General features: G+C 61.8%; 20 protein-coding genes. 8 read left to right on the forward strand and 12 right to left on the reverse strand.

Features of this window, described 5'->3' with window-relative positions; genetic code table 11:
- Nucleotides 1-190 precede the first annotated feature (190 nt).
- The 6 genes from citF to JMJ95_RS10620 all read right to left on the reverse strand — a co-directional run bounded on the left by citF (nt 191) and on the right by JMJ95_RS10620 (nt 6467).
- Entirely contained in the window at nt 191-1756 is a 1566-nt protein-coding gene (citF, locus tag JMJ95_RS10595) for a citrate lyase subunit alpha (protein WP_290685156.1), read from the reverse strand.
- The gene (locus JMJ95_RS10600; RefSeq protein ID WP_290685158.1) at nt 1753-2652 is read right to left on the reverse strand and encodes an aldolase/citrate lyase family protein; all 900 of its coding nucleotides are present in this window, start codon (nt 2650-2652) and stop codon (nt 1753-1755) included. The genes citF and JMJ95_RS10600 overlap by 4 nt, the downstream gene beginning before the upstream one ends.
- Complete coding sequence (locus JMJ95_RS10605) at nt 2649-4136, reverse strand: tripartite tricarboxylate transporter permease (protein ID WP_290685159.1); 1488 nt, start codon at nt 4134-4136, stop codon at nt 2649-2651. The genes JMJ95_RS10600 and JMJ95_RS10605 overlap by 4 nt, the downstream gene beginning before the upstream one ends.
- 13 nt (nt 4137-4149) lie before the next feature.
- Complete coding sequence (locus tag JMJ95_RS10610; protein WP_290685160.1) at nt 4150-4623, reverse strand: tripartite tricarboxylate transporter TctB family protein; 474 nt, start codon at nt 4621-4623, stop codon at nt 4150-4152.
- A 90-nt stretch (nt 4624-4713) separates the two neighbouring features.
- The gene (locus tag JMJ95_RS10615) at nt 4714-5691 is read right to left on the reverse strand and encodes a tripartite tricarboxylate transporter substrate binding protein (RefSeq protein WP_290685161.1); all 978 of its coding nucleotides are present in this window, start codon (nt 5689-5691) and stop codon (nt 4714-4716) included.
- 65 nt (nt 5692-5756) lie between these two features.
- Nucleotides 5757-6467 carry a GntR family transcriptional regulator gene (locus tag JMJ95_RS10620; RefSeq protein WP_290685163.1) on the reverse strand — a complete coding sequence of 237 codons (711 nt, stop codon included), beginning with the start codon at nt 6465-6467 and terminating at the stop codon, nt 5757-5759.
- A 235-nt stretch (nt 6468-6702) separates the two neighbouring features.
- On the opposite strand from JMJ95_RS10620, the gene JMJ95_RS10625 reads away from it, so the two are divergent.
- Genes JMJ95_RS10625 through citG form a run of 3 tightly spaced genes read left to right on the forward strand, consistent with a single transcriptional unit; the run spans nt 6703 to nt 9452 of the window.
- The gene (locus tag JMJ95_RS10625) at nt 6703-7764 is read left to right on the forward strand and encodes a [citrate (pro-3S)-lyase] ligase (RefSeq protein WP_290685165.1); all 1062 of its coding nucleotides are present in this window, start codon (nt 6703-6705) and stop codon (nt 7762-7764) included.
- 39 nt (nt 7765-7803) lie between these two features.
- Nucleotides 7804-8076 (forward strand): citrate lyase acyl carrier protein, encoded by a 273-nt coding sequence (citD, locus tag JMJ95_RS10630; RefSeq protein WP_290685167.1) that lies wholly within the window; start codon nt 7804-7806, stop codon nt 8074-8076.
- Complete coding sequence (gene citG, locus JMJ95_RS10635) at nt 8073-9452, forward strand: triphosphoribosyl-dephospho-CoA synthase CitG (RefSeq protein WP_290685169.1); 1380 nt, start codon at nt 8073-8075, stop codon at nt 9450-9452. The genes citD and citG overlap by 4 nt, the downstream gene beginning before the upstream one ends.
- Here citG and JMJ95_RS10640 read toward each other — a convergent pair.
- Nucleotides 9433-10257 (reverse strand): aminotransferase class IV, encoded by an 825-nt coding sequence (locus JMJ95_RS10640; protein ID WP_290685171.1) that lies wholly within the window; start codon nt 10255-10257, stop codon nt 9433-9435. The two genes, citG and JMJ95_RS10640, sit on opposite strands and share 20 nt — an antisense overlap.
- A 103-nt stretch (nt 10258-10360) precedes the next feature.
- Between JMJ95_RS10640 and JMJ95_RS10645 the strand changes: the two genes are divergently transcribed.
- The 5 genes from JMJ95_RS10645 to buk (JMJ95_RS10665) all read left to right on the forward strand — a co-directional run bounded on the left by JMJ95_RS10645 (nt 10361) and on the right by buk (JMJ95_RS10665) (nt 17157).
- Entirely contained in the window at nt 10361-13012 is a 2652-nt protein-coding gene (locus tag JMJ95_RS10645) for an ABC transporter substrate binding protein (RefSeq protein WP_290685173.1), read from the forward strand.
- A gap of 101 nt (nt 13013-13113) precedes the next feature.
- Nucleotides 13114-14208 carry a butyrate kinase gene (buk, locus tag JMJ95_RS10650; protein WP_290685175.1) on the forward strand — a complete coding sequence of 365 codons (1095 nt, stop codon included), beginning with the start codon at nt 13114-13116 and terminating at the stop codon, nt 14206-14208.
- Complete coding sequence (locus JMJ95_RS10655) at nt 14205-15113, forward strand: bifunctional enoyl-CoA hydratase/phosphate acetyltransferase (RefSeq protein WP_290685177.1); 909 nt, start codon at nt 14205-14207, stop codon at nt 15111-15113. Before buk (JMJ95_RS10650) ends, JMJ95_RS10655 begins: the two co-directional genes overlap by 4 nt.
- Nucleotides 15114-15115: 2 nt before the next feature.
- Nucleotides 15116-16078, forward strand: a complete 963-nt coding sequence (locus JMJ95_RS10660; protein WP_290685225.1) for a bifunctional enoyl-CoA hydratase/phosphate acetyltransferase — start codon at nt 15116-15118, stop codon at nt 16076-16078.
- Between the two features lie 11 nt (nt 16079-16089).
- Nucleotides 16090-17157 (forward strand): butyrate kinase, encoded by a 1068-nt coding sequence (gene buk, locus JMJ95_RS10665; protein ID WP_290685179.1) that lies wholly within the window; start codon nt 16090-16092, stop codon nt 17155-17157.
- Between the two features lie 87 nt (nt 17158-17244).
- Here the strand turns inward: buk (JMJ95_RS10665) and JMJ95_RS10670 are convergent, their stop codons facing one another.
- The 5 genes from JMJ95_RS10670 to JMJ95_RS10690 all read right to left on the reverse strand — a co-directional run bounded on the left by JMJ95_RS10670 (nt 17245) and on the right by JMJ95_RS10690 (nt 21447).
- Nucleotides 17245-18528 carry a TRAP transporter large permease gene (locus tag JMJ95_RS10670; protein ID WP_290685182.1) on the reverse strand — a complete coding sequence of 428 codons (1284 nt, stop codon included), beginning with the start codon at nt 18526-18528 and terminating at the stop codon, nt 17245-17247.
- Nucleotides 18525-19010 (reverse strand): TRAP transporter small permease, encoded by a 486-nt coding sequence (locus tag JMJ95_RS10675; protein WP_290685184.1) that lies wholly within the window; start codon nt 19008-19010, stop codon nt 18525-18527. The genes JMJ95_RS10670 and JMJ95_RS10675 overlap by 4 nt, the downstream gene beginning before the upstream one ends.
- 126 nt (nt 19011-19136) lie before the next feature.
- On the reverse strand, nt 19137-20135 hold the full coding sequence (locus JMJ95_RS10680; RefSeq protein WP_290685186.1) for a TRAP transporter substrate-binding protein: 999 nt from the start codon (nt 20133-20135) through the stop codon (nt 19137-19139).
- A gap of 58 nt (nt 20136-20193) precedes the next feature.
- Nucleotides 20194-21198: a 3-dehydro-L-gulonate 2-dehydrogenase gene (yiaK, locus tag JMJ95_RS10685; RefSeq protein ID WP_290685226.1), complete on the reverse strand. Its 1005-nt coding sequence runs from the start codon at nt 21196-21198 to the stop codon at nt 20194-20196.
- A gap of 36 nt (nt 21199-21234) precedes the next feature.
- Nucleotides 21235-21447: a hypothetical protein gene (locus tag JMJ95_RS10690; protein WP_290685188.1), complete on the reverse strand. Its 213-nt coding sequence runs from the start codon at nt 21445-21447 to the stop codon at nt 21235-21237.
- Nucleotides 21448-21453 lie beyond the last annotated feature (6 nt).

Consider the following 21453-nt stretch of genomic DNA (forward strand, 5'->3'; position numbering starts at 1 on the left):
ACCGGGCAGACCATCCTCGCCGACGGGGGTATGGTGAAGGCGGTACCGTAAAAATGCCGGATCAGCGAGCGCCGGTAACACTTCTCGCCGCCGGCAGCAATCAGGTGCGATTTTTAATGCTCATTGCGGATAACAACGAGCCCGCCCCGGTCAAAAGGGGCGGGCTCGTTCGCTTCAAAGAGTTCCGGGCTTACAGGACCTTCCGGATAGTGTCGATGATGGTGCCGTCCCGGTATTCCACGAGCCCCACGATCTCGTCGGAGAACCGCACCTCGTCGGGGATACCCGTGATCTTTTCGATCTCCGCCTTGAGCTGCCGGATGTCCTTCACCGGAAGGCCTGCGTCCAGGGCGGCCTTCCGGAGGTCCTCCCTCCGGGGATTGATTGCGATGCCCCGCTCGGTGACGATGGCATCCACGGTCTCCCCCGGGGTGACCACGGTCTGGACCCGCTCCCGGATCGACGGCACGCCGTTCCGCATGGAAGGGATGGTGATGACGGAGAGCTTGGCCCCCGCCGCCGTGTCGGAGTGTCCTCCCGAGGCTCCACGGAGGATGCCGTCGTGTCCCGTGAGGACGTCCACGTTGAAGTCGGTGTCCACGTCCAGGGCCGCCAGGACCACCACGTCCAGGTCGTTCACCAGGCAGCCCTTGTTGAAGGGGTTGGCGTAGCAGGAGACATCCACTTCCATGTGGTAGGGGTTGCCCGCCATCGATGTGGTCACCGCGGCGTCGAAGCTCTGCACGTCGAAAAGGGCGGTGAAGAGGCCCTCCCGGAGCATGTCGGCCATGTAGCCGGTAATGCCGCCTATGCAGTAGCTTCCCCGGACGGCCTTCTCTTTCATGTACTCCTTCACGTACCGCGCAACGGCAAGGCTCGGGCCGCCTCCTCCCGTCTGGAAGGAACAGCCGTTCTTCAGCATCCCCGACGCTCGAATGAGGCCGAAGGCGAGCTCGGCGATGCGGAGCTGCACCGGGTCCCGGGTGACCCGGGCTGCGCCGCTGGCGATCTTCGACGGGTCGCCGATGGAGTCCACTACGGCTACCTGGTCCACCAGGTACTGGGGCACGGAGATCCGCGGTGCGAGAGGGTAATCGACGAGGTTGTCCGTCACGGCGATGACATGGTCGGCGTACCGGGCGTCCACCATGGCGTAGCCCATGGAGCCGCAGGCGGTTTTTCCCGAGGAGCCGGTGAAGTTGCCGAGCCTGTCGCACGCCGGGGCGGCGAGGAAGGCCACGTGAATGTGCAGGCTGCCTTCCTCGATGGCCCGGGCCCGACCTCCGTGGCTCCGGATCATCACAGGCACTTCGAACATGCCGCCGGAGACGGCCCGGCCCACCTCGCCCCGGACGCCCGAGGTGTTCAGCCGTGTGACCACGCCCTTCCGGACCATCTCGGCCACGCAGTCGTGGCAGTCGCCCAGGGAGCTTGGCGCGAGGGTGATGTTCCGGATGCCCATCTTTTCAAGAAGAAACAGAACCTGGCAGACCAGGGAGTCTCCGTTCCTCATGTGATGATGGAAGGAGATGGTCATGCCGCTCGCCAGGCCCGAGCGGCGGACGGCTTCTTCGAGGCTTTCGGCGACCTTGTCCGTGGACGGGGCGGGCACCTTCCTGGGGAAGAGACGGGGCGTCCATGTATAGTCCCCGCCGAGCCTGGCATAGGGGCCCGCAAAGGGGGTGAATTCCCCGAGGCCGGGAACGAGGACAGGCACCTCCCTGCCGATGGTGTTCTTCACGGTTTCAATTTTCATTCGGTCTCCACCTCCATTCCCGCGAGTCGGGCAAGTTCCAGGGTTCTTCGCGCCTGGGCCACCACGGGGGCGTCCACCATGCGACCGTCCACGGCCACCACTCCCAGTCCCCGTTCCTCCGCCTCCCGGGCTCCCCTGACGATCCGCTCCGCCTTCCGCACGTCCTTTTCTTCGGGGCGGAAGGCCTCGTGGATGACGGCGATCTGGGACGGATGGACGGCCGCCTTGCCGGAAAACCCGAGGGCGACGCTCATGGCTGCCTGTTCGCGGAGTCCCTCTAGGTCGTCGATGTCGGTGTAGACCGTGTCGAAAGCGAGAAGGCCGGCAGCCTTCGCCGCCAGGACCACGGCGCTCCGGGCATAGAGCATCTCCAGGCCTTCCTTGGTTATTTTGATGCCGAGGTCGGCAGCCAGGTCCTGGCCTCCGATGGTGAGTCCCAGGATGCGGGGAGACGACGACGCTATGGCGGATGCGTTCACGATGGCCCGGGCGGTCTCGAGCATGGCGTGGATTCTTACGAATCCTCGTTCCATGCCGTTCTCTTCTTCAAGGCGGGTGATGATGTCGTCCGCGGCCCGGATGTCGTCGGGGGAGTCGATCTTGGGTATGCGGACGGCATCCGGCCTCGCCGGGATGATTTCCTCGAGGTCCCGTTCAAAGAAGGGCGTGTCCCGGCCGTTGATCCGCACCACCCGTTCCACGGAGCCGAAATCCAGGGTTTTCAGGGCATGTTTCACCAGTTTCCGGGCGGCGTCCTTTTCGGTGACGGAGATGGAGTCCTCCAGGTCAAGGAGGACTCCGTCCGATCCGTAGATGGCGCAGTTCTGGATCATTCCGGGGTTGTTCCCCGGGATGTAGAGCAGCGACCGCCGGGGCCGGCCGTCAATTCGGTTCATGATGAATACTTCCTCCTCTTCAGGAGCGAATAGACCAGGGAGACGGCGGCGAGGACGATGAGGGTCACGGAGATGGGCTTCCGGAAGAAGATGGCCAGCGACCCGTCGGAGAGGGACATGGAGTTCCTGAAGGACTGCTCCGTGGTGCCTCCCAAAATGAGGGCGAGCACCAGGGGCGGCAGGGGAATCTCCAGCTTGGAGAAAATGTACCCTCCGAGGGCAAAGCCCATGACGAGGATGAAGTCGAAGGCGCTGTAGTTCAGAAAGTAGGTTCCCATGAAGCCCATGCCGAGAATCAGGGGCAGCATGATCCTCTGGGGGATTTTGAGGAGCTGCACCAGGGGGATGGCCAGGGGCAGGTTGATGATGACGAGCATGATGTTCCCCACGAGGATGGACGCGATGACGCCCCAGGCGATCTCGGGATACTGGGAGAAAAGGATGGGCCCGGGTCTGACGCCGAGCATCATGAGGGCGCCGAGCATGACCGCCGTGGTACCCGATCCCGGAATGCCGAGCGTGAGCAGGGGGACCATGGCGCCGGCGGCGCAGGAGTTGTTCGCCGCCTCGGGGGCGGCGAGACCCTCGATGGCTCCCTTGCCGAACTTTTCAGGGGTCTTGCTCAGGTTCTTCTCCATGGCGTAGGACATGAAGGTGGCGATGCTCGCCCCCATTCCCGGGAGAACGCCCACGAAGAATCCAAGGGGAGAGCTGCGGAGCATGGGCATAATGCATTTTTTGAACTGGGCCCAGCTCACCCAGACCTTGCCTATGCTGCGGGAGTCGAGGGTGTATCTGGTGTCGAGGTTTTTATAGTTCTTGAAGACCTCGCAAATGGCGTACACCCCGATCATGACCACGAGGAAGTCGATGCCGTCCTGTAGTTCCTCCACGCCGAAGGTGAAGCGGATGATGCCCGTGAGGGGGTCGATGCCGATGGTGGAAAGCATGAAGCCGATGCACATGGCGATGATGCCCTTGAGCAGGCTTCCCTCGGCAAGGGTGATGGTGGCCACGAGGGCGAAGAGCATGAGGGAGAACATTTCGGCGGGGCCGAACTTCAGTGCGGCGGCGGCGATGGGACCCGTCAGGAAGACGAGGAAGACCATGCCGACGGTACCCCCTATGAAGGACGCGATGGCGGAGATGGCCAGGGCCGCTCCGGCTTCGCCGTTTTTCGTCATGGGATAGCCGTCGAAGCACGACACGATGGCCGACGCGTCACCGGGGGTGTTGATCATGATGGAAGCCCTGGAGCCGCCGAACATGGCACCGTAGTAGACGGCGCACATGGTGATGAGGGCCGTGGACGGGTTCATCCCGTAGGTGATGGGGATGAGGATGGCCACCCCCGTGGCGGGCCCGAGGCCGGGCAGCATGCCCATGATGGTGCCCAGCAGGCCGCCGATGAAGACCCACATAATGTTGGTGGCCGTTATGGCCGTGGCGAACCCTATGGCGAGATTATCGAAAATGACGTCCATGATGTTCTTCCTCCTAGAAGGGAAGCATGTTCTCTATGATCCCCCGGGGCAGGCTCAGCTGGAGGGCTATGGCGAAGGCTCCGTAGGTGACCGTTGGAAACAGGACGGAGATGAGGACGTTCTGGACGAACCGCCCCCGGTTGATCATCATGGTCGCGAAGAACATGAAGGCCGTTGTGGCAAGCAGGTAGCCCCAGGTATCGAGGACCATCCCGTAGACAACGCCGAGGACCATGGTGACGAGAATTTTGAGCCAGACGGCCCGGTCCGATATGAAATTCCAGGCCACGGGCTCAGATTTTCCAGACATCCTGTCGGTGATGCAGAGCAGGATGCCGGCGATCACGGCCACAGCTCCGACGATCAAGGGGAAGAGTTTCGGCCCCGTGTTGTCTCCAGCCTGGACCTCGGGAAACTGCATGGCGGTGTAGAAATATATGGCTCCCAGGATGATGGAAATCAAGCCGCTGGTAAAATTTTTGCTCATTGAGCTCCCTCCGTCTCCAGAAATCTCACAAAAGAAAAGGGGCGGAAGAGGCCGGAGAAACGCCCCTTCCGCCGGGATTGTCCGGTTCGGCTACTTCTTCAGGCCGACCTGCGTGAGGAGTTCGTCGAATTCCTTGGTGCGCTTCTCGAGGAATGCCTTGTGCTCCGCGGAATTCTGGTAGAAATTGTCCCAGCCGAGGTTCTTGAGGAGGGTTTTCCACGTCTCGGTCTCCACCATCTTCGAGAATACGTCGTCCCAGTATTTCACCTGGTCCTCGGTAAGGCCGGGGGCGCCGATGATGCCCCTCCAGTGGGGGAATACCACGTCCACTCCCTGCTCCTTGAAGCTCGGAACACCGGGAAGGATGTCGGCGAGGGTTTTCTCGGAGCTGACGCCGATGACCCTCATTTTGCCCGCCTTGTGCTGCTCGAGAACCTCGGCGAGGCCGATGACCGTCGCCTTCACGTGGCCGCCGAGAAGGGCGGGCACAATTTCTCCGCCGGCGCCGGGATAGACTATGAACTTGATGCTTGCGGGATCGACTCCGTTGGCCTTGGCGAGTTCAAGGAAGACAAGGTGGTCATTGTTGCCGAGGGTGGGTCCCACGCCCACGGGAACTGAGGAGGGGTCGGCCTTGATGGCCTCGAAGAGGTCCTTCACGGTCTTCCAGGGAGAATCCTGTTCCACGGCCACGGAGATCCATTCGGTCTGCAGGGCGGCGATAGGGGTGAAGTCATGGTAGGTCAGTTCGCTCTTGCCGAGGAGGTTGTTGAGCATGATGAGGGTGGAGGTGGCGGCGAGGTACTCGCCCTGCCCCTTCTTGCCCTTCAGGTAGTTCCATCCCGTGGCGCCGCCTCCGCCGGGCTTGTTGACAACGATGACGTTTTTCTCGACCAGGTTCTCGTCGGTCAGGGCCTTCTGCACGGTGCGGCAGAGCATGTCCCATCCCCCGCCGGGGTTGGCCGGGGCGATGAGTTCGATGGTCCGGGAGGGCTTCCACTCCGCCGAAGCCGCCCCTGCGGTCGCGAACAGCGCGATGAGCATAAGAACTGCGAACAACTTTTTCATTCCTCTGTTTCCCCCTTTAAAATATGATGATGCGTCTCCGCGCACCGCGGTGCGCGGGAAAAGCCCTAAAAGAAGGTGAAACCTTCAAGTTCCTTTCCGTATCCCGACTTGTCCCTCCAGATAGTGAAGGATTCGTTCAGGTGATCCGTCCAGACGGCACAGGCCCGGTCAGGGTCGCCGTCCCGGAGGGCACAGTAGATGTCCTTCCGGCGGGAAAGGCTTTTGTGGATTCTGTTGGGCAGGATGATTCTCATGACCCGGTAGCGGTCAAAAATCTCCCGCTGGGCCCAGATGAGGGCCGAGAGACTGGTGGATTTGCACGCCTCGAAGAGGGTATGGTTGAAGTTTTTTACAATGGGGAAAAACCGCTCAAGAAGTTCGTCTCCGGTGAACTGGGTGAAGACGATGTCCGCCTCGGCCAGCAGTTCCTCAAGGCGGTGGAGTTCCTCGGGTGTGATCCGGAGGGCGGCGTAGCGGACGGCCAGTGTTTCCAGTGCCTTCCGGATGGCCATGGCATGGGCAAGTTCGTAAGGGGAGACGCCGCAGACCCTGTTCCCTTTCATGGGGACCCGCTCGATATAGCCGTCGGCCTCGAGCTTCTGTACGGCCTCCCGGACCGGGGTGCGGCTGACGCCGAACTCCTCCGCGATCTCACCGTCGGTGAAGGTGGATTCGGCCTTGAGATCACCGAGGACGATGGCCTTGCGGAGGTGTTCGTAAATGACGTCCCTCATAGGCTTGGTACGGAGATCGGGAACGTTTTTCAGCAGGGGCATTGTCGTTCCTCCGGAAAAAAGATTTTTGTCTTTTCCGATAAAATTTGGATCCTAGATCCAGTATCCATATCGTATAATATCCCCGGAAAGGAAAAGTGTAAAGTGGTATGATTCCCGTTTTTTGGTATATTTTTCAGGACACGCGGCAAGCCGGTTCTGGGGCAAATGCGTGCCGGGCCGCCTGCTGAGGCTGTCCGGAAAGGGGGTGAAGGCCCTGTTCGGGCTGGAGGAACGAATGCTTGAAACGAAGAGGGACCTGGAGGAACGGGCCGCCCTGCTCGCCTCCCGGGATCTTGCGGTGCCGGAAGGCGAGGACCTTGTCCTCGGCCTTTTCCAGGGCGACCGGCTGGTCGCCGCGGGGGCGCTGGTGGGGAACATTCTCCAGGGCATCGCCGTCGCCAGGGAAATGGAGGGCGAGGGGGCCGCTGCGGCGGTGACATCGGCCCTGCTCAAAAAGGCCGTGGAGCGGGGAATGAGGAAGGTTTTCCTCTACTCCAAGCCCCAGGAGGCCCGGATATTCCAGGAGCTTGGGTTTTCTCTCCTCGCCACGGCGGCGGTGGAAGAATCCGGCCTGGGGGCGGCCCTGCTGGAATGGGGAGCCGAGGGGATAGAAGGCTGGAAGGCCAGGACGGCGAAGATTGCCGAAGGGAAGCCTGCCCGGGCCGGGGCCGCGGTGGTGAACTGCAATCCTTTCACCCTTGGGCACCGGAGACTTCTCGAGTACGCCGCAGGGGTGAGCCCCTGGCTGTACGTCCTGGTGGTCCAGGAAGACCGGTCTCTCTTTCCCTTCGACGTCAGGCTGCGCCTTGTCCGTGAGGGGACGGCGGACCTGGAGAACGTGACGGTGCTGCCCGGAGGCCCCTACGTCATCTCCTCGGCCACCTTTCCGGCCTATTTCACCAGGGTTCCCGCCGGCGGCGATCCCCGGAAAATCACCGAGCTCTATGCCGCTCTCGACCTGGAGATGTTCCGGCGGCACGTGGCCCCCACCCTCGGCATAGCCATACGCTACGTGGGAACGGAACCCTACTGCCCGGTGACGTCCGTCTACAATGACCGGATGAAACGGATTCTCCCGGTCGGGGGGGAAGATTGCCCTCCCGTGGAAGTCCGGGAGATTCCCCGGTTCGAAAGGGACGGCCGGCCGGTGAGCGCGTCCCTGGTCAGGGAGCTTATCCGGGAGGGGCGGCTCGGCGAGGCGACGGCCCTTGTCCCGAAGACGACGGCGGAATGGCTGAAATCAGAAGAGGCCGCTCCCGTTCTTGAGAAGATACGGACGAGCGGTTCACGGCACTAGACAGAACACGGGCCCATGGCCCCGAAGGGAGAATGAATCATGAAGGCAGTGAAGGACGCGGCAGCCGGGTCTCTCGAATCAAGCGACGTGCTGGTGACGGTGATTCCTGCGGGGGGGGAGGAAAACACCCTCTCTGTGGAGAGCATCGTGTTCAGGCAGTTCGGCGGGCGGATCCGCTCGGTGGCGGAGGAAGTTATCGCCTCCTCGGGCCTTGAGGGGGCTGCCGTGAGAATTCAGGACAGGGGAGCCCTGGAGTGCACTCTCCGGGCCCGGCTCGAGACGGCCATCGAGAGGGCTGCCGGAAAGGCATGAACAGCTCCGTCCTCGATGCCCGGGAGGGTCGCTGGAACAGGAGGAGGGCCCTTGCGGCGACCCTCCCGGCGGGATGGTCTGTCCTTTCCTTCACCCTCAGGATGCCTGCCGCCCTGCGGTTGGGGGGCGAATTCGACCGGGACGCGGAGGGGCTTTTCAGGGACCTGGTGTTTCATCTCGGCAGCCGGGGATTTTCCGTGGAATCGACGGCTTTTGCAGTTCGGGCCGACGGACCCGAGGGCCTCTGCTCGGTCCGGGGCGGCGCGGCGGCGGTAAAGAGGGCCGCGGTGGTCTTCGAGGAGGAGCACCCGAGGGGCTGCCTGGCCGACGGTGACGTCATGGATTCTCTCTCCGGGGAGGTCGGGCGGGAGAGCCTGGCCCTGCCCCCGAGACGGTGCCTCGTCTGCGGGCGCAGGGCCGCGGAATGCGTTGCGGGCAGGACCCACAATACTGAGGAAATCCGCGCCTCGGTGGAGCGTATTCTCTCCTTTCCCGGCGGCGTCCCGGGAGAAGAGCCCGTTTCGTTCACAGCGGAGACGGCACGGAAGGCAGTCCTGTTCGAAACGGCCGCCTCTCCCAAGCCGGGGCTCGTGGACCCCCTGTCCAGGGGAGCCCACGGGGACATGGATTACTTTACCTTTCTCGCGTCCGCGGCGGCCCTTGCCTCCGAATGGGAGCGGTTCGCCCGCCTGGGCGCCCGTTTCCGCGGGGATGACCCCGCGGGACTTCTCTCCTCCCTGCGGGAGGAAGGCCTTCGGGCGGAGCGGAAGATGTTTTCCGCCACAGGGGGCATCAATACCCACAAGGGGCTGATTTTTTCCCTGGGGGTTCTCTGTGCGTCGGCGGGCATGCTCGCCTCGGAAGGAATCCCCCTTTCGCCGGAGGCATGCGCTTCCCGGGGAGCTGCCATCGTCCGGGGCATCACGGAGCGGGATTTCGCCTTCCTGAAGGGAACGCCGGGCGGGCGCCCTCTTACGGCGGGGGAGCGGCTCTTCCTGAGCGATGGGGTAACGGGCATCCGGGGCGAGGCGGAAAGAGGCTTCCCCTCGGTGACCGGAACGGCCCTTCCCGCTCTCCGCTCATCCCTGTCGAAGGGGCTTTCCCTGAACGATGCCATGGTGGACGGGTTGCTTGCCCTCATGACCGTGGTGGAAGACACGAACATCCTCTCAAGGGGCGGCCGGGAAGGGGAGCGGACCGTGCGGAAAGAAGCTGAAAAGGCGGTGAAACTCGGCGGCATGTCGTCGAAAGAAGGGAAAGAAGCCGTCCAGAAAATGAACGGCCTCTTCACGCGGCGCAATCTCAGTCCCGGCGGAAGCGCGGATCTTTTGGCCGTGACGGTGTTTCTTCACCTGCTTATTCCAGCCAGCGGATGATTTCCTCCAGGAAGGTGTGGTGGAGCATCCTGGTGACCGGGCCGGGTTTCCCTGAGCCCACCACTTGGTCGCCGATCTGCACCACGGGTACCACTTCCTTCACCGATCCGGTGATGAAGGCCTCGTTTGCTTCCGGAAGCTCGGAGAGCAGGGGGCACCGCTCCTCGACCTTCATGCCCTTTTCCCGGGCCAGCTGCAGGATGATGTCCCTGGTGGTTCCCTTGAGCACCCTCGACAGGGGGGCCGTGATCAGCGTTCCGCTCTTGTAGAGGAAGAAGGTGCTGTGGGCCGCCTCGGTGATCTCTCCCTCGGGGCAGTAGAGAATTTCGTAGACGTCGTGGCGCTTGCCGTACCCCGTGTAGGCGAACATGTAATCGACGCTCTTGACCCCGGGAATGTGTCTCCCCCCATCCACGGGCAGCAGAAGCACTCCCTTGTCGTACACTTCCGGCGAGGGTTTCCGGACCTTTTCAAAAAGGACGAAGAGCCGCGACGCCGGAAAGCCTCCCTCGTGGAAGATGTCTCCGCCTGTGATATAGGGCCGGACCAGGCAGTCCTCCTTCATTCGGGAAATGCCCTCGCGGATGATGTCCTTGATGTCGTCCGCCGGAAGGGGGAGGGCGATGGAGGCGCTTTCCGCAGACCGGACGAGCCGATCCAGATGGGGGGTCAGCATCAGGGGGCGCCGGTGGAAGGTGCAGATGGATTCAAAGACCCCCACCCCCCTGAGGATAATGTAGTCGGAAACGGGAAGGGACGCCTTCTCAAGCGGCTGGAAGGTCCCGTTGATATAGCAGAGAGACATGAACGATCACCTCGAAAAAATCGGTCTTGGAACCTTTGCAGTATAAGGGTATTATAGAAAATATGCACGGGCTTTTTCCCGGGGCGGAGAAAGGGGGGGGGCGATGAAGAGGACGGTGTGTACCTACCTGGCAATCACGGTTCTGGCGTTCTTTCTCCTTGTGCTTCCCCGGTGCGCCTCCGGGAGCGGGATGTCCTATTCCGCCCTTCTTCTGAATTCCTACCACAGCGGCTTTCCCTGGACCGACGGCATAACGGAGGGCATCCGTTCGACGTTTGCCGCCCGCGGCCTGAGGGTCAACCTGGACGTGGAATACATGGACACGAAGCGCACAATGTCGGTCCGGACGACGGTGGCCTTCGGGGAGTATTTCCGGACCAAGTACGCCGGGAAACGCCCCGACATTCTTCTCTGCTCCGACGACGATGCTCTCGTCTTTTTGCTCCGCCACGGCAGGGAGCTCTTTCCCGGCGTCCCCATCGTATTCTGCGGCCTGAACACCCCGGGTTTTATCGATTCCGGGGGCGATGCCCAGGTTACGGGCGTCTTCGAGGAGATGGACATCCCCGGAACGGTGGAGCTGATCCTCCGGCTCTTTCCGCAGACCAGGAACCTCGCCCTGGTAAGCGACCTTTCCATCTCCGGCATGGGGGCCGTCAGCCTGGCCCGGAAAGCCATGGCTCCCTTTCTCGACCGCCTGAAGGTCGTGGACCTCTTCGGCCTTTCCGGCGAGGAACTCCGGGATGAACTCTCCATGCTTCCTCCGGACACGGCGGTGTTGCTGCTGGTGTATTTCCAGGATGACGCCGGTGAATACTATTCACCGGCCAGAAGTGTCGCCATCGTGAAAAGCGCCGGTCCCTTCCCGGTCTTCGGCCTCTGGTCCATGATGGTGGAGGGGGGAGCCCTGGGCGGAAGCGTCCTTGTCGCTGAACACCACGGCGCCCTGGCCGCGGAAATGGCTGTCCGCATCCTGCAGGGAACGTCCCCTTCGGAGATTCCTCCCGTGACGGACCGGCACCTGATTCCTGTATTCAACTACGGGGAGATGGTCCGGTTCGGTATCTCCCGGTTCGACATTCCCGCAGGATCGGTTCTCCTGTCCGAACCCGAGACGTTTCTCTACAGGCACTGGAAACTTATTCTCGCCAACGCTCTTGTTGTCTCGGCCGCCATGGTCTACCTCCTCGCCCTGTTCGTGAATGAGCGGCTCAAGAAGGCAGCGGAACAGGACCTTGAGCTGAAGACGGCCCAGTGGGAAGGACTCTTCCGCAATGCCCCGGAGGCCTACGCGGTCTTCGACGGGGCCAACAACATCGTGACGGTGAACAGCGGTTTCACTAGGCTCTTCGGGTACACCCCCGACGAGGTGGCCGGCAGGAACCTGGACTCCGTGGTGGCGGATTTCCCGGGGATAAAAGCCGAGGCGGAAAATAACTCCTCCAGGGTGTTTGCCGGCGCGACCGTCACCGGTGAATCCTGCCGGCGCAGGAAGAACGGCAGTCTGGTCCCCGTGGAATACGTGGGGGTGGCTTTCCCTACGAGGAATGAAACCTTTACGGGCTTCGCCATCTACCGGGATATTTCGGAGCGGAAAAAGTCCGAGGACGAGATGCTGAGGAACCTGCAGAGGGAAGCCCTCATATCCTCCGTTTCCGCCAGGCTCCTCGAGGAGGGTGTCCGGGGAGGCGTTCCCCCGTCCCTGGAGGAGCTCGCGGCCTTTCTCGGAGTCTCTCGGGGATGCCTGGTGGAGACTGACGGCGACGGTCTTCCCGTCCGGGAATTCTCCCTCTCGGGAGGAAAGGCGGAAACTCTGTCGCCGCCGGAATATTCTTCAGGAATTTCTCAGGACTCCTTCAAAAATGCGGCCCTGCATCTTCGGGAAAAAGGCGGGCTGGTTCTTGACGATTCCGGATCGGGCGACGCCCCTCTTCCACCCTTCGCCGGAGAGTTTCTGCGGGTCTGGGGAGCTCCTCTGCACATCCGGCCCGTCTATTCCGGGGGAGCGGTGAAGGGATTCCTGATCCTCCGGCCGGGCCGTACGGAATTGTCCCATGGTGACGATGCTCTTCCGGTCATGTACTGCGACCTCGTCGGAAGCGCTTTCCACCGGGAAGAGCGGCTGCGCCTGATGGAGGAAAACGGCAGGGTGCTCGACGGCGCCTCCAGGGGCATCGTGGAGATTCTCGGCCACGCCCTTGCCATGAAGGATCCCTACACGGTAGGGCACCAGGTCAACGTGGCCGGCCTGGCGAGGGCCATGGCACAAAAGGGAGGATGCGACGAGGCGTTCCAGGAGAGGGTGTACTACGCCGGGCTCGTCCATGACCTGGGGAAGATCGCCATTCCCTCGGCCATCCTCTCCAAGCCTGGGAAGCTCACCGACATCGAGTTCGCCATCATCCGGAATCATGCGGCCTACGGGTGGGACATTCTCTCCTCCGTCGATCTGCCCTGGCCCCTTGCGGAGATCGTGGTCCAGCACCACGAACGCCTTGACGGGTCGGGATACCCGAAGGGGCTCAGGGGGGACGCCATCGGCCGGGAGGCCCGCTTCCTCTCCGTGGCCGACGTTGTGGAGGCAATGACCTCCGACAGGCCCTACCGGCCCGGATTGGGAATCGGCGCCGCTCTTGACGAAATTCGGTCCCGCCGGGGAGCCTGGTTCGACCCTGAGGCGGTGGACCTCTGCATTGCCGTCATTGAGGAGGGGTTTTCCTTCGACGGGGGGAGCTACCGTCTTTTCCTTCCGTAAGTGTCCCGAAAAAAGGATATACTGTATAATATGTTCAGTTTCGACACACGGAATCAGAAAACTATAGACAGGATCCGCAGTACAAAGGGGAGGAACGAACCATGGCCTTTCAGATCCTTGCAATCAATCCCGGTTCCACCAGCACCAAGATCGCATGGTATTCCGACGGCACGGAAGCGTGGAGAGAGACGGTCCGCCATGACCCGGACGCCCTCGCCGCCTTCTCATCGGTGGTCGACCAGTTCGCCTTCCGCCTGGAGACAATCGAGGCGGTCGTGGCATCTCACGGGGCATCCTTCGACGAACTTTCCGCCGTGGTCGGGCGAGGGGGGATTGTGAAGCCCATCCCCGGAGGAACTTACGCCGTGGATGACCAGCTGCTGAAGCATCTCCGCATGGGCAAGCCCTGGGAGCACGCCTCCAACCTCGGGGGCATTCTTGCCGACGCCATCTGCCGTCCCCGGAACATCCCCGCCTTCATCGTGGACCCCGTGGCGGTGGACGAGATGAACCCCGTGGCGAAGATCACCGGGCTCCCCGAACTTCCGAGAATCTCCCTGGGACATGCTCTCAACATCAAGGCCACCGTGCGCCGCGCCGCGAAGGATCTCGGCAAGCCATGGGATGAACTGAACTTCATCGTGGCCCACATCGGCGGGGGCATCACCGTCTGCGCCCACGAAAAGGGGCGGATGACCGACCTGAACAACACCAACGAGTTCGGCCCCTTCTCCCCGGAGCGAGCCGGAGGCCTTCCGGCGGGGGATCTCGTGCGGATGTGCTTCGGCGAAAGCATGACCGAAAAGGACATGCTCCGGAAGATAGTCGGCAGGGGAGGCCTCATGGCCTACATGGGAACGTCGGACGTCAGGGAAGTGAGAGCCATGGCCGCCGGAGGAGACGAACGGGCGCGGGAAGTCCTGGACGCCATGGCCTACGCCGTCGCGAAGGAGATAGGTTCCCAGGCCCCGGTCCTTTCCGGCAGGGTGGACGCCGTTCTCTTTACCGGCGGAGTGGCCTTCGACAGCGACTTTGTGGCCGCCGTGCAGAAAAGGGTCCAGTGGATAGCCCCCGTGCTGGTCTATCCGGGAGAGGATGAAATGCCCGCCCTCGCGGAAGGGGCCCTCCGTGTCCTCCGCGGTGAAGAGGAATGCAAAATCTATGGCCGGTTTATTTCGGGAGGCGAAAAGGCATGACCATGCAGAAACTGGATTTTCTCCTTGAAGAAAGCAGGAAGGGGCGCCCCATGACCCTCGCGCTCGCATGCCCCTACAGCGACGACGCCCTTGCGGCCGTGGCCCGGGCAGGCCGGGAGGGTGTGGTGAAGGCAGTGCTTATAGGCGACGGCGCCAGGATTCGTGCCCTCGCCGAGCAGGACGGGTGCGATCTCTCCGGGGTCGGCATCGTGGAGGAGAAGGACGACGAAAAAGCGGTGGAGCGGAGCGTCCGGATGGTCTCCTCCGGCGAGGCGGACCTCCTCATGAAGGGGCTCGTGAAGACATCGACCCTTCTCAAGGCAGTCCTCGACAAAGAGTGGGGGCTCCGGACAGGTTCCCTACTCTCCCATCTTTTCCTCTTCGAGGTTCCCGCCATGGGGCGTCGGGTTATCGGCATCTCCGACGGGGGAATGAACACGTACCCCGACCTGAACGCCAAGGCAAAGATTATAGAAAACGCGGCTGCCTGCTATCACAAGATCGGTGTTCCCCAGCCCAGGATCGCCGCCCTCGCCGCGGTGGAGGCCGTCAACCCGGACATGCAGGCCACCCTCGACGCCGCCGCCCTGGCGAAGATGAACGAACGAGGGCAGATCCGGGGATGCATCGTGGACGGGCCCCTGGCGCTTGACAACGCCGTAAGCGAGGAATCGGCGAAGATCAAGGGGATCAGCTCCCCTGTGGCAGGAAACGCCGACATGCTCCTGGTCCCCGACATCGAGTCGGGAAACTTCGTCGGAAAGGTGCTGCTCTACATGACGGGAGGCAAGGGCGCCGGGGTCATCCTCGGGGCCAGGAAACCCATCGTCCTCACAAGCCGTTTCGACAGCATGGAAACCAAGCTGCTTTCAATCGCCCTTGGCGCGGTAGTCGCCCGGAGCTGAAAATTCAGACCCAATTTCAGAGGAGGAATTGCATTATGGAACAGATCCGTTCACTGTCACAGCTTCTCGAGTACGCGAAGAAAATCGGCGCCGAGAAGGGCCCGAAGAAGATCTCCGTGGCCATGGCCGAAGAGGCCGGCCTGCTCTCCGCCATCGAGGAGGCCAGGCGGACGGGGTTCGCCGAGGCCATTCTTGTCGGAAACGCTGACAAGATCAAGGCAGCTGCAGACCAGGCCGGCGTGAACCTTGCCAACTACGAGGTCATCGACGAGCGGGACGAGCCCGCCATGGGCATCACCGCCGTCTCCCAGGTGTCCTCGAAGAAGGCCGATATTTACATGAAGGGCCAGATCCACACCAATAACTTCCTCCGGGCCATGCTTAACAAGGAAGTGGGGCTCCGGAAGGGCAAGAACATCATCTCCCACTGCTACTTCCACAGCGTTGAAGGGTACGACCGGATCTTCTTCCTGGCCGACGCCGCCTTCAACATGTATCCCGACCTCGCCGCCAAGGCAGACATCACCCAGAACACGGTAAACCTCGCCAGGGCCTTCGGCGTGGCCGAGCCCAAGGTGGCAGTACTCGCAGCGGTGGAAGTGGTGAACCCCGATATGCCCGCCACCCTTGACGCCGCCGCCCTCACCCAGATGAACCGCCGGGGGCAGATCAAGAACTGCGTCGTGGACGGCCCCTTTGCCCTGGACAACGCCGTGAGCGAAGAGTCCGCAAAGACCAAGGGCATTATCTCCCCCGTGGCAGGCAAGGCAGATGTCTTCATCGTCCCCGACATCGATGCAGGAAATATGCTCGCCAAGGCCATCGTCTACTTTTCGAAGAACGAGACCGCCGGCCTGATCCTCGGCGCGTCCGCGCCCGTCGTGCTCACCAGCAGGGCCGACTCCGCCAGGGCGAAGCTCCTCTCCATCGCCGCCGCCGTCGCCCTGTCCGATTTCCAGAAGTAAGACGGCCGGCCATGAAGGTAATTGCGCTCAACCCCGGCTCCACGAGCACCAAGGTCGCCCTCTTCGAGGACGGCAGGGAGCTGTGGAGCGAAACCCAGCGGTATGATACGGACGTCATCGGGAAGTTTGCTTCCATTTCCGACCAGGAGGGATTCCGGCTCGGGGAGGTACGGAAATGTCTCGAGACCCACGGAACAAACCTGGCCGAGATCGACGCCGTCGTGGGAAGAGGCGGGCTGCTGAGCCCCATTGAAAGCGGAACCTATGAAGTGAACGATAAAATGCTCTCCGACGTGCGGTCCTGCAGGTGGGGGGCTCATGCGAGCAACCTCGGCGCTCTCCTGGCGGTGCGCCTTGCCCGCGAAGGAGGGTGCGGGAAGGCCTTTATCGTGGACCCCGTAGTTGTGGACGAGCTTGGCCCCCTTGCCCGGTACTCCGGCCTGCCGGAGATCGAGCGGCGGTCCATCTTCCACGCCCTGAACCAGAAATCCGTGGCCCGCAGGGCGGCATCAGATCTGGGCAAGCCCTATGAGCAGTGCAATTTCATCATTGCCCATATGGGTGGGGGAATCTCCGTGGGTGCCCATGACCACGGGCGGGTTGTCGACGTGAACAACGCCCTGGACGGCGACGGGCCCTTCTCGCCCGAGCGGGCGGGCGGCCTTCCCTCAGGCGCTCTTGTGCGGCTGGCCTTCAGCGGCAGGTATGACCAGCCGACCCTGCTGAAGATGATCACCGGCAGGGGGGGGCTCGTCGCCCACCTCGGAACCAGCGATTTCAGGGAAGTCCTGCGGCGCATGCACGAAGGAGACGAAAAGGCGAAGCTGCTCTTCGAGGCCATGGCCTACCAGATGTCCAAGGAAATCGGGGCCTGTGCGGCCGTACTGGAAGGCAGGGTGGATGCGGTCGTCCTTACGGGCGGTCTTGCCTACAGCGAGGAATTCACCGGTATCATCGCCGGCAGGGTCTCCTTTATCGCCCCTGTGAGGATCTACCCCGGGGAGGACGAGATGCAGGCTCTTGCGGACGGCGCCTTCAGAGTCCTGAAGGGCACGGAGACGGCACGGCAGTACATCTGACGGCTCTTTAAGGAAAGCAGGTACAAAAACAGGGGAGGATGCCCGCGGGCCCGCAGGCATCCTCCCCTGTTTCGTGCGGGTTCCCCGTTACATTATGCCGAGCAGCTTCGGCACGAAGAAGGCCACGTCGGGAAACATGGCCACGGCGAGCAGGATGAGCATCAGGGCGGAGATATAGGGCAGCACGCCCTTCAGCGCCCGTTCGATGGATAAATCGGCTATGGAGCCCGCGATGAGAAGACAGAGCCCGTAGGGAGGTGTCACCAGCCCCACCGCCAGGGTCATGACCACCACCACCCCGAGGTGGACCGGGCTGATCCCCATCCTGAGTGCCGAGGGCAGGATGACCGGTATGAAGAGGATCATGGCCGGGATGGCGTCCATGAAGGTGCCGACGAAGAGGAAGAAGGCGATGACGATGAGCATGAAGATCTCAGGGCTTCCCACATGGGCGGCGAAGAAGCCCGCCACGTGCTCCGAGGCCTTGTAGTAGCCCAGCAGCTCCCCGAGGGCACTGGCCGTGGCCAGGGCGAAGAGGGACATGGAGCTCAGCTTCAGGGTTTCCTTGATGATCCCCGGCAGGTCCCTTATCTTCAGGGTTTTGTAGTAGAAGAAGCTGATGATCATGGCGTACACCGACGCAAAGGCTGCGGCCTCCGTGGGGGTGTACCAGCCCGTGGTGATGCCGCCCACGATGATCAGGGGTGTGAGCAGGGCGGGAAAAGCTTCTTTGAAAAGCTTTCCCACTTCTCCGGGCACCGCTTTTTCATACTTCGGGAAGTTGCGCCTGCGGCCCATGAAGTACACGATGAGCATCATGGCCAATCCCACGAGGATGCCGGGGATCATTCCCCCGAGAAAGAGGGCCGCCACGGAGGCGTTGGTCAGGCCGGAGTAGACCACCATGGGGATGCTCGGAGGGATGATGACGCCTATCGTGGAGGACGCGGCGGTGACGCCCACGGCATTTTCCTTGTCGTAGCCCGTACTGATCATGGCGGGGATGAGCATCTTTCCCACCCCGGCAGTGTCTGCCTGAGAGGAGCCGGAGACGCCGGCGAAGATCATGGAGACGAGAATGTTGGCATGGGCCAGTCCGCCCCGGATGTTCCCGACGAGGGTGATGCAGAAATCCACGAGCTTCTGGGTGATTTTCCCGTGGTTCATGAGGTTCGCCGCGAAGATGAAGAGAGGGATGGCCAGGAGGACGAAGGAGTTGAGTCCGTTGAACATCTTCATGAACACGGTGAGGTTCGGGATGAAGGGAATGGTAGCGATGCCCGTCAGGGAGATGATCCCGATGACGAAGGCGATGGGCACGCCGAGGAAGATGAGGAGAACAAAAAGGCCGACGATAAGCAGGGGCGTCATGATAAGGCCTCCCGGGAGGTGAGAATTTTGATGTCTTCCACGATGTGTCCCGCCAGGTAGAGGGTCATGGCTCCTCCCGCAATGGGCAGGCAGAGCCACGTATACCCCATTTTCACCCAGGTGAGGGTGATCCAGTTGTAATCCCAGAATTCGGTGACTACCGTGCTCCCGTAGAGGGTCATGGGAACGGTGAAGCAGAGTAGAATGACGGATATGAAAACGTCGTAGAAGGCGCCCCTCTTCCCCCGGAATTTGTCCCTGAAAAAGTTGAAGGCGAAGTGGGCCTTGTAGTGGACCATGACGGAAGCCCCCATAAAAACGGCCCAGATGAAGGCGTAGTTGGCCACCTCTTCTGTCCAGAGCAGCGGGATGGCCATATAGCGGGCGGTAATCTGGGCCAGGATGGCTAGAAAGAAAATGGAGAGCAGGACCATTCCAAGGGTTTCCTGGATGCGGACCAGCAGTTCGATCAGTCTTTTCACGGTTCTCCTCCTCTTTGAAACCCTCTCGGGCGCAGTATTTTTCTTAAAAGAAAAAGGAACATTCCCCGCGCTCCCTCGAAAGGAGCGCGGGGAATGGAAATGGAGACTTCCTTTCAGCGGCGCGCCCTATTTGCCGGCGGCGCGGACCATCTCCAGGAGATCCTGGATGCCCAGTTTCTCGGCGAGCTTGTCCTGTATTGGGACGGCGATGGCGATGAAGGGGGCCTTGTCGATGGTATTCACGATGCCGCCTTCGGCGATGACCTTCTCCTTGGACTTGGAGAGCATGGCGTAGGTGATCTGCCGCTCCTCGGCGGTGGCCTGCTTCAGGGCCTCGGTGATCCATTCCTTCTGCTGGTCGGTGAGGGCGTCGAACTTCTTGCCGTTCATGAGGACGAAGCGGGTGGTGAAGTCGTGCTCCGTCTCGGTGATGAACTTGCCGTTGGGCGTCTTGTGGTGGTCAAGAAGGCTGAAATTGGTGTAGTCGTTTTCCGCGCAGTCCACGATGCCCTGCTGCAGGGCCTGGTACAGTTCGCCCCAGGCAACCTGGGTGGGGATGGCGCCGGTCTGCTTCCAGAAATCGGCCACGACGCCGGACATCTGGGTGCGGATCTTCATACCCTTCAGGTCGTCCATGGTGTTGATGGGCTTCTTGCCGTAGTAGTTCCGGACGCCTGCGGACCAGTAGGCGGCGATGCGGAAGGTGTTCTTTGACTTCTCGTTGATGATTTTGGCGAGGGCCTGTCCGGCTTCGCCGTCCACGGCCTTCTCCCAGTGATCGAAGCTGTTGAAGAGGTACAGCAGGGAGAACAGGTCCACCTCGGGAATGCCGATCTTGGTCATGAATCCGGGGGAGGCAACGACCACGTCGGCGGCACCGAGCTTCAGCTTCTCCACGAGCTCGTCTTCGTTGGTGCCGATGGTGCCGGCATGGACGTCCACGGAGATCTCGCCATTGGAGAGCTTCTCGACCACTTCCTTGAACTTCAGCATCCCGTACTGGTAGGGGTTCTCCTGGGATGTCTGGTTATGGGCCGCCACCAGCTTCAGGGGAGCCGCCTGCACGGGCAGGACGAAAACGAGCGCAAGAACGGCTGCAAGAAGCAATACAACAGGTTTCTTCATATTTGGTACCCCTTTCGTGTGTGAATTTTTGCGGGTTTGCCGCAAAGAACTTCCGATGTCAGTTCAGTTCTTTCAGAAGATTGTACCAGATTTCCTCAACAACGGGGATTCCCTTTTCGAGGTTTTCCCTCCGGGTGCGGGCCGCCTTTTCGCCGGGATAGTAATAGATTCCTCCCGGTTCCGCCGGTTCGGCACTTCTGAAATCCTCCAGTATGGCAGCCGCCGTCTTTTCGGCGTATTCCTTGCCGGAAGTATTTTCCACGTCGAAGGCGAGAAAGACCTGGGTCACGGCGATCTCGTCGCCGAGCTTCCCGATCTGGTGGACGGAGTTCCCCTTGGACAGTACCGAACCTATGAGGTCCAGCACGAGGGAATAGCCCGAGCCCTTCCAGAGGCCGATAGGCAGGACCCGCCAAGTCTCCATCACGGCCGCAGGATCGGTGGTCAGTTTTCCCTCCCGGTCGTAGCCGCCGGGGAAGGGGAGCTGCTTTCCAGCCATGCGGTATCCGTCAAGGGCGCCGTAGGAGTACTGGGCCAGGGCGCCGTCCATGACCACGGGAGCGTCCTTCCATGGAAAGGCCATGACCAGGGGGTTGTTTCCCACACGGCATTCCTTCGCCCCCCAGGGGGGCATGTTCGGCAGGGTATTGGTCCAGCAGAAGGCCATGAAACCCGCCTTCGCCGCCTGGTATCCGTAGGAGCCGCCTCTCATCCAGTGGTTCGTGTTCCTCAGGGCCACGCACCCGAGGCCGTACTGCCTGGCGAGCTCCATGGCCCTGTCCATGGCGGCTGCCGCGTTGGTGCACCCCATGCCCCGGTTGCCGTTCCAGCGCTCCAGGGCGCCGAAGGAAGCTTCCGGGGCAGGTTCGGCATGGGGGTCGATGTGTCCCTTCGAAATGTAGGACAGAACCCGGGGAAAACGGTTCAGGCCGTGGGATGCCACGCCGTCGCAGCTGTTGTCGGTGAACATCACGGCTGCCCGGGCCGCCGTCTTTTCAGGAAAGCCGTACTTCAGGAGGATTCTCTCAAAGAGGTTCTTCATTTCATCGTAGGGTATTCTCATGGGCACCACACCTTTCTCCGGCCGGGAGCCGGAAGATCATCGGGCCAGGACGGGCCGCCCGTAGTAAGGGGCGAGGATCATCTCCGCCGTGAAGGAAGCTTTCCGGGCATTGTCCAGCCGCGACGGGCTTTTCCTTTCGCCGGTCAGTTCACCGTTTTCGGGAGCAAAGGACGAAATGGAGGAAAAGCCTCTCACCTTTCCTATTACGCCGGAGACGGGGACCTCCCGGATTTTGATGGAGCGGAGCATGGACCT

This window comes from Aminivibrio sp. (assembly GCF_016756745.1).
Lineage (GTDB): Bacteria > Synergistota > Synergistia > Synergistales > Aminobacteriaceae > Aminivibrio.

Excerpts from the sequence above, each read along its gene's own strand:
- citF (WP_290685156.1), bottom strand. The coding sequence starts at position 1,756 with ATGAAAATTGAAACCGTGAAGAACACCATCGGCAGGGAGGTGCCTGTC.
- JMJ95_RS10600 (WP_290685158.1), bottom strand. The coding sequence starts at position 2,652 with ATGAACCGAATTGACGGCCGGCCCCGGCGGTCGCTGCTCTACATCCCG.
- JMJ95_RS10605 (WP_290685159.1), bottom strand. The coding sequence starts at position 4,136 with ATGGACGTCATTTTCGATAATCTCGCCATAGGGTTCGCCACGGCCATA.
- JMJ95_RS10610 (WP_290685160.1), bottom strand. The coding sequence starts at position 4,623 with ATGAGCAAAAATTTTACCAGCGGCTTGATTTCCATCATCCTGGGAGCC.
- JMJ95_RS10615 (WP_290685161.1), bottom strand. The coding sequence starts at position 5,691 with ATGAAAAAGTTGTTCGCAGTTCTTATGCTCATCGCGCTGTTCGCGACC.
- JMJ95_RS10620 (WP_290685163.1), bottom strand. The coding sequence starts at position 6,467 with ATGCCCCTGCTGAAAAACGTTCCCGATCTCCGTACCAAGCCTATGAGG.
- JMJ95_RS10625 (WP_290685165.1), top strand. The coding sequence starts at position 6,703 with ATGCTTGAAACGAAGAGGGACCTGGAGGAACGGGCCGCCCTGCTCGCC.
- citD (WP_290685167.1), top strand. The coding sequence starts at position 7,804 with ATGAAGGCAGTGAAGGACGCGGCAGCCGGGTCTCTCGAATCAAGCGAC.
- citG (WP_290685169.1), top strand. The coding sequence starts at position 8,073 with ATGAACAGCTCCGTCCTCGATGCCCGGGAGGGTCGCTGGAACAGGAGG.
- JMJ95_RS10640 (WP_290685171.1), bottom strand. The coding sequence starts at position 10,257 with ATGTCTCTCTGCTATATCAACGGGACCTTCCAGCCGCTTGAGAAGGCG.
- JMJ95_RS10645 (WP_290685173.1), top strand. The coding sequence starts at position 10,361 with ATGAAGAGGACGGTGTGTACCTACCTGGCAATCACGGTTCTGGCGTTC.
- buk (WP_290685175.1), top strand. The coding sequence starts at position 13,114 with ATGGCCTTTCAGATCCTTGCAATCAATCCCGGTTCCACCAGCACCAAG.
- JMJ95_RS10655 (WP_290685177.1), top strand. The coding sequence starts at position 14,205 with ATGACCATGCAGAAACTGGATTTTCTCCTTGAAGAAAGCAGGAAGGGG.
- buk (WP_290685179.1), top strand. The coding sequence starts at position 16,090 with ATGAAGGTAATTGCGCTCAACCCCGGCTCCACGAGCACCAAGGTCGCC.
- JMJ95_RS10670 (WP_290685182.1), bottom strand. The coding sequence starts at position 18,528 with ATGACGCCCCTGCTTATCGTCGGCCTTTTTGTTCTCCTCATCTTCCTC.
- JMJ95_RS10680 (WP_290685186.1), bottom strand. The coding sequence starts at position 20,135 with ATGAAGAAACCTGTTGTATTGCTTCTTGCAGCCGTTCTTGCGCTCGTT.
- yiaK (WP_290685226.1), bottom strand. The coding sequence starts at position 21,198 with ATGAGAATACCCTACGATGAAATGAAGAACCTCTTTGAGAGAATCCTC.
- JMJ95_RS10690 (WP_290685188.1), bottom strand. The coding sequence starts at position 21,447 with ATGCTCCGCTCCATCAAAATCCGGGAGGTCCCCGTCTCCGGCGTAATA.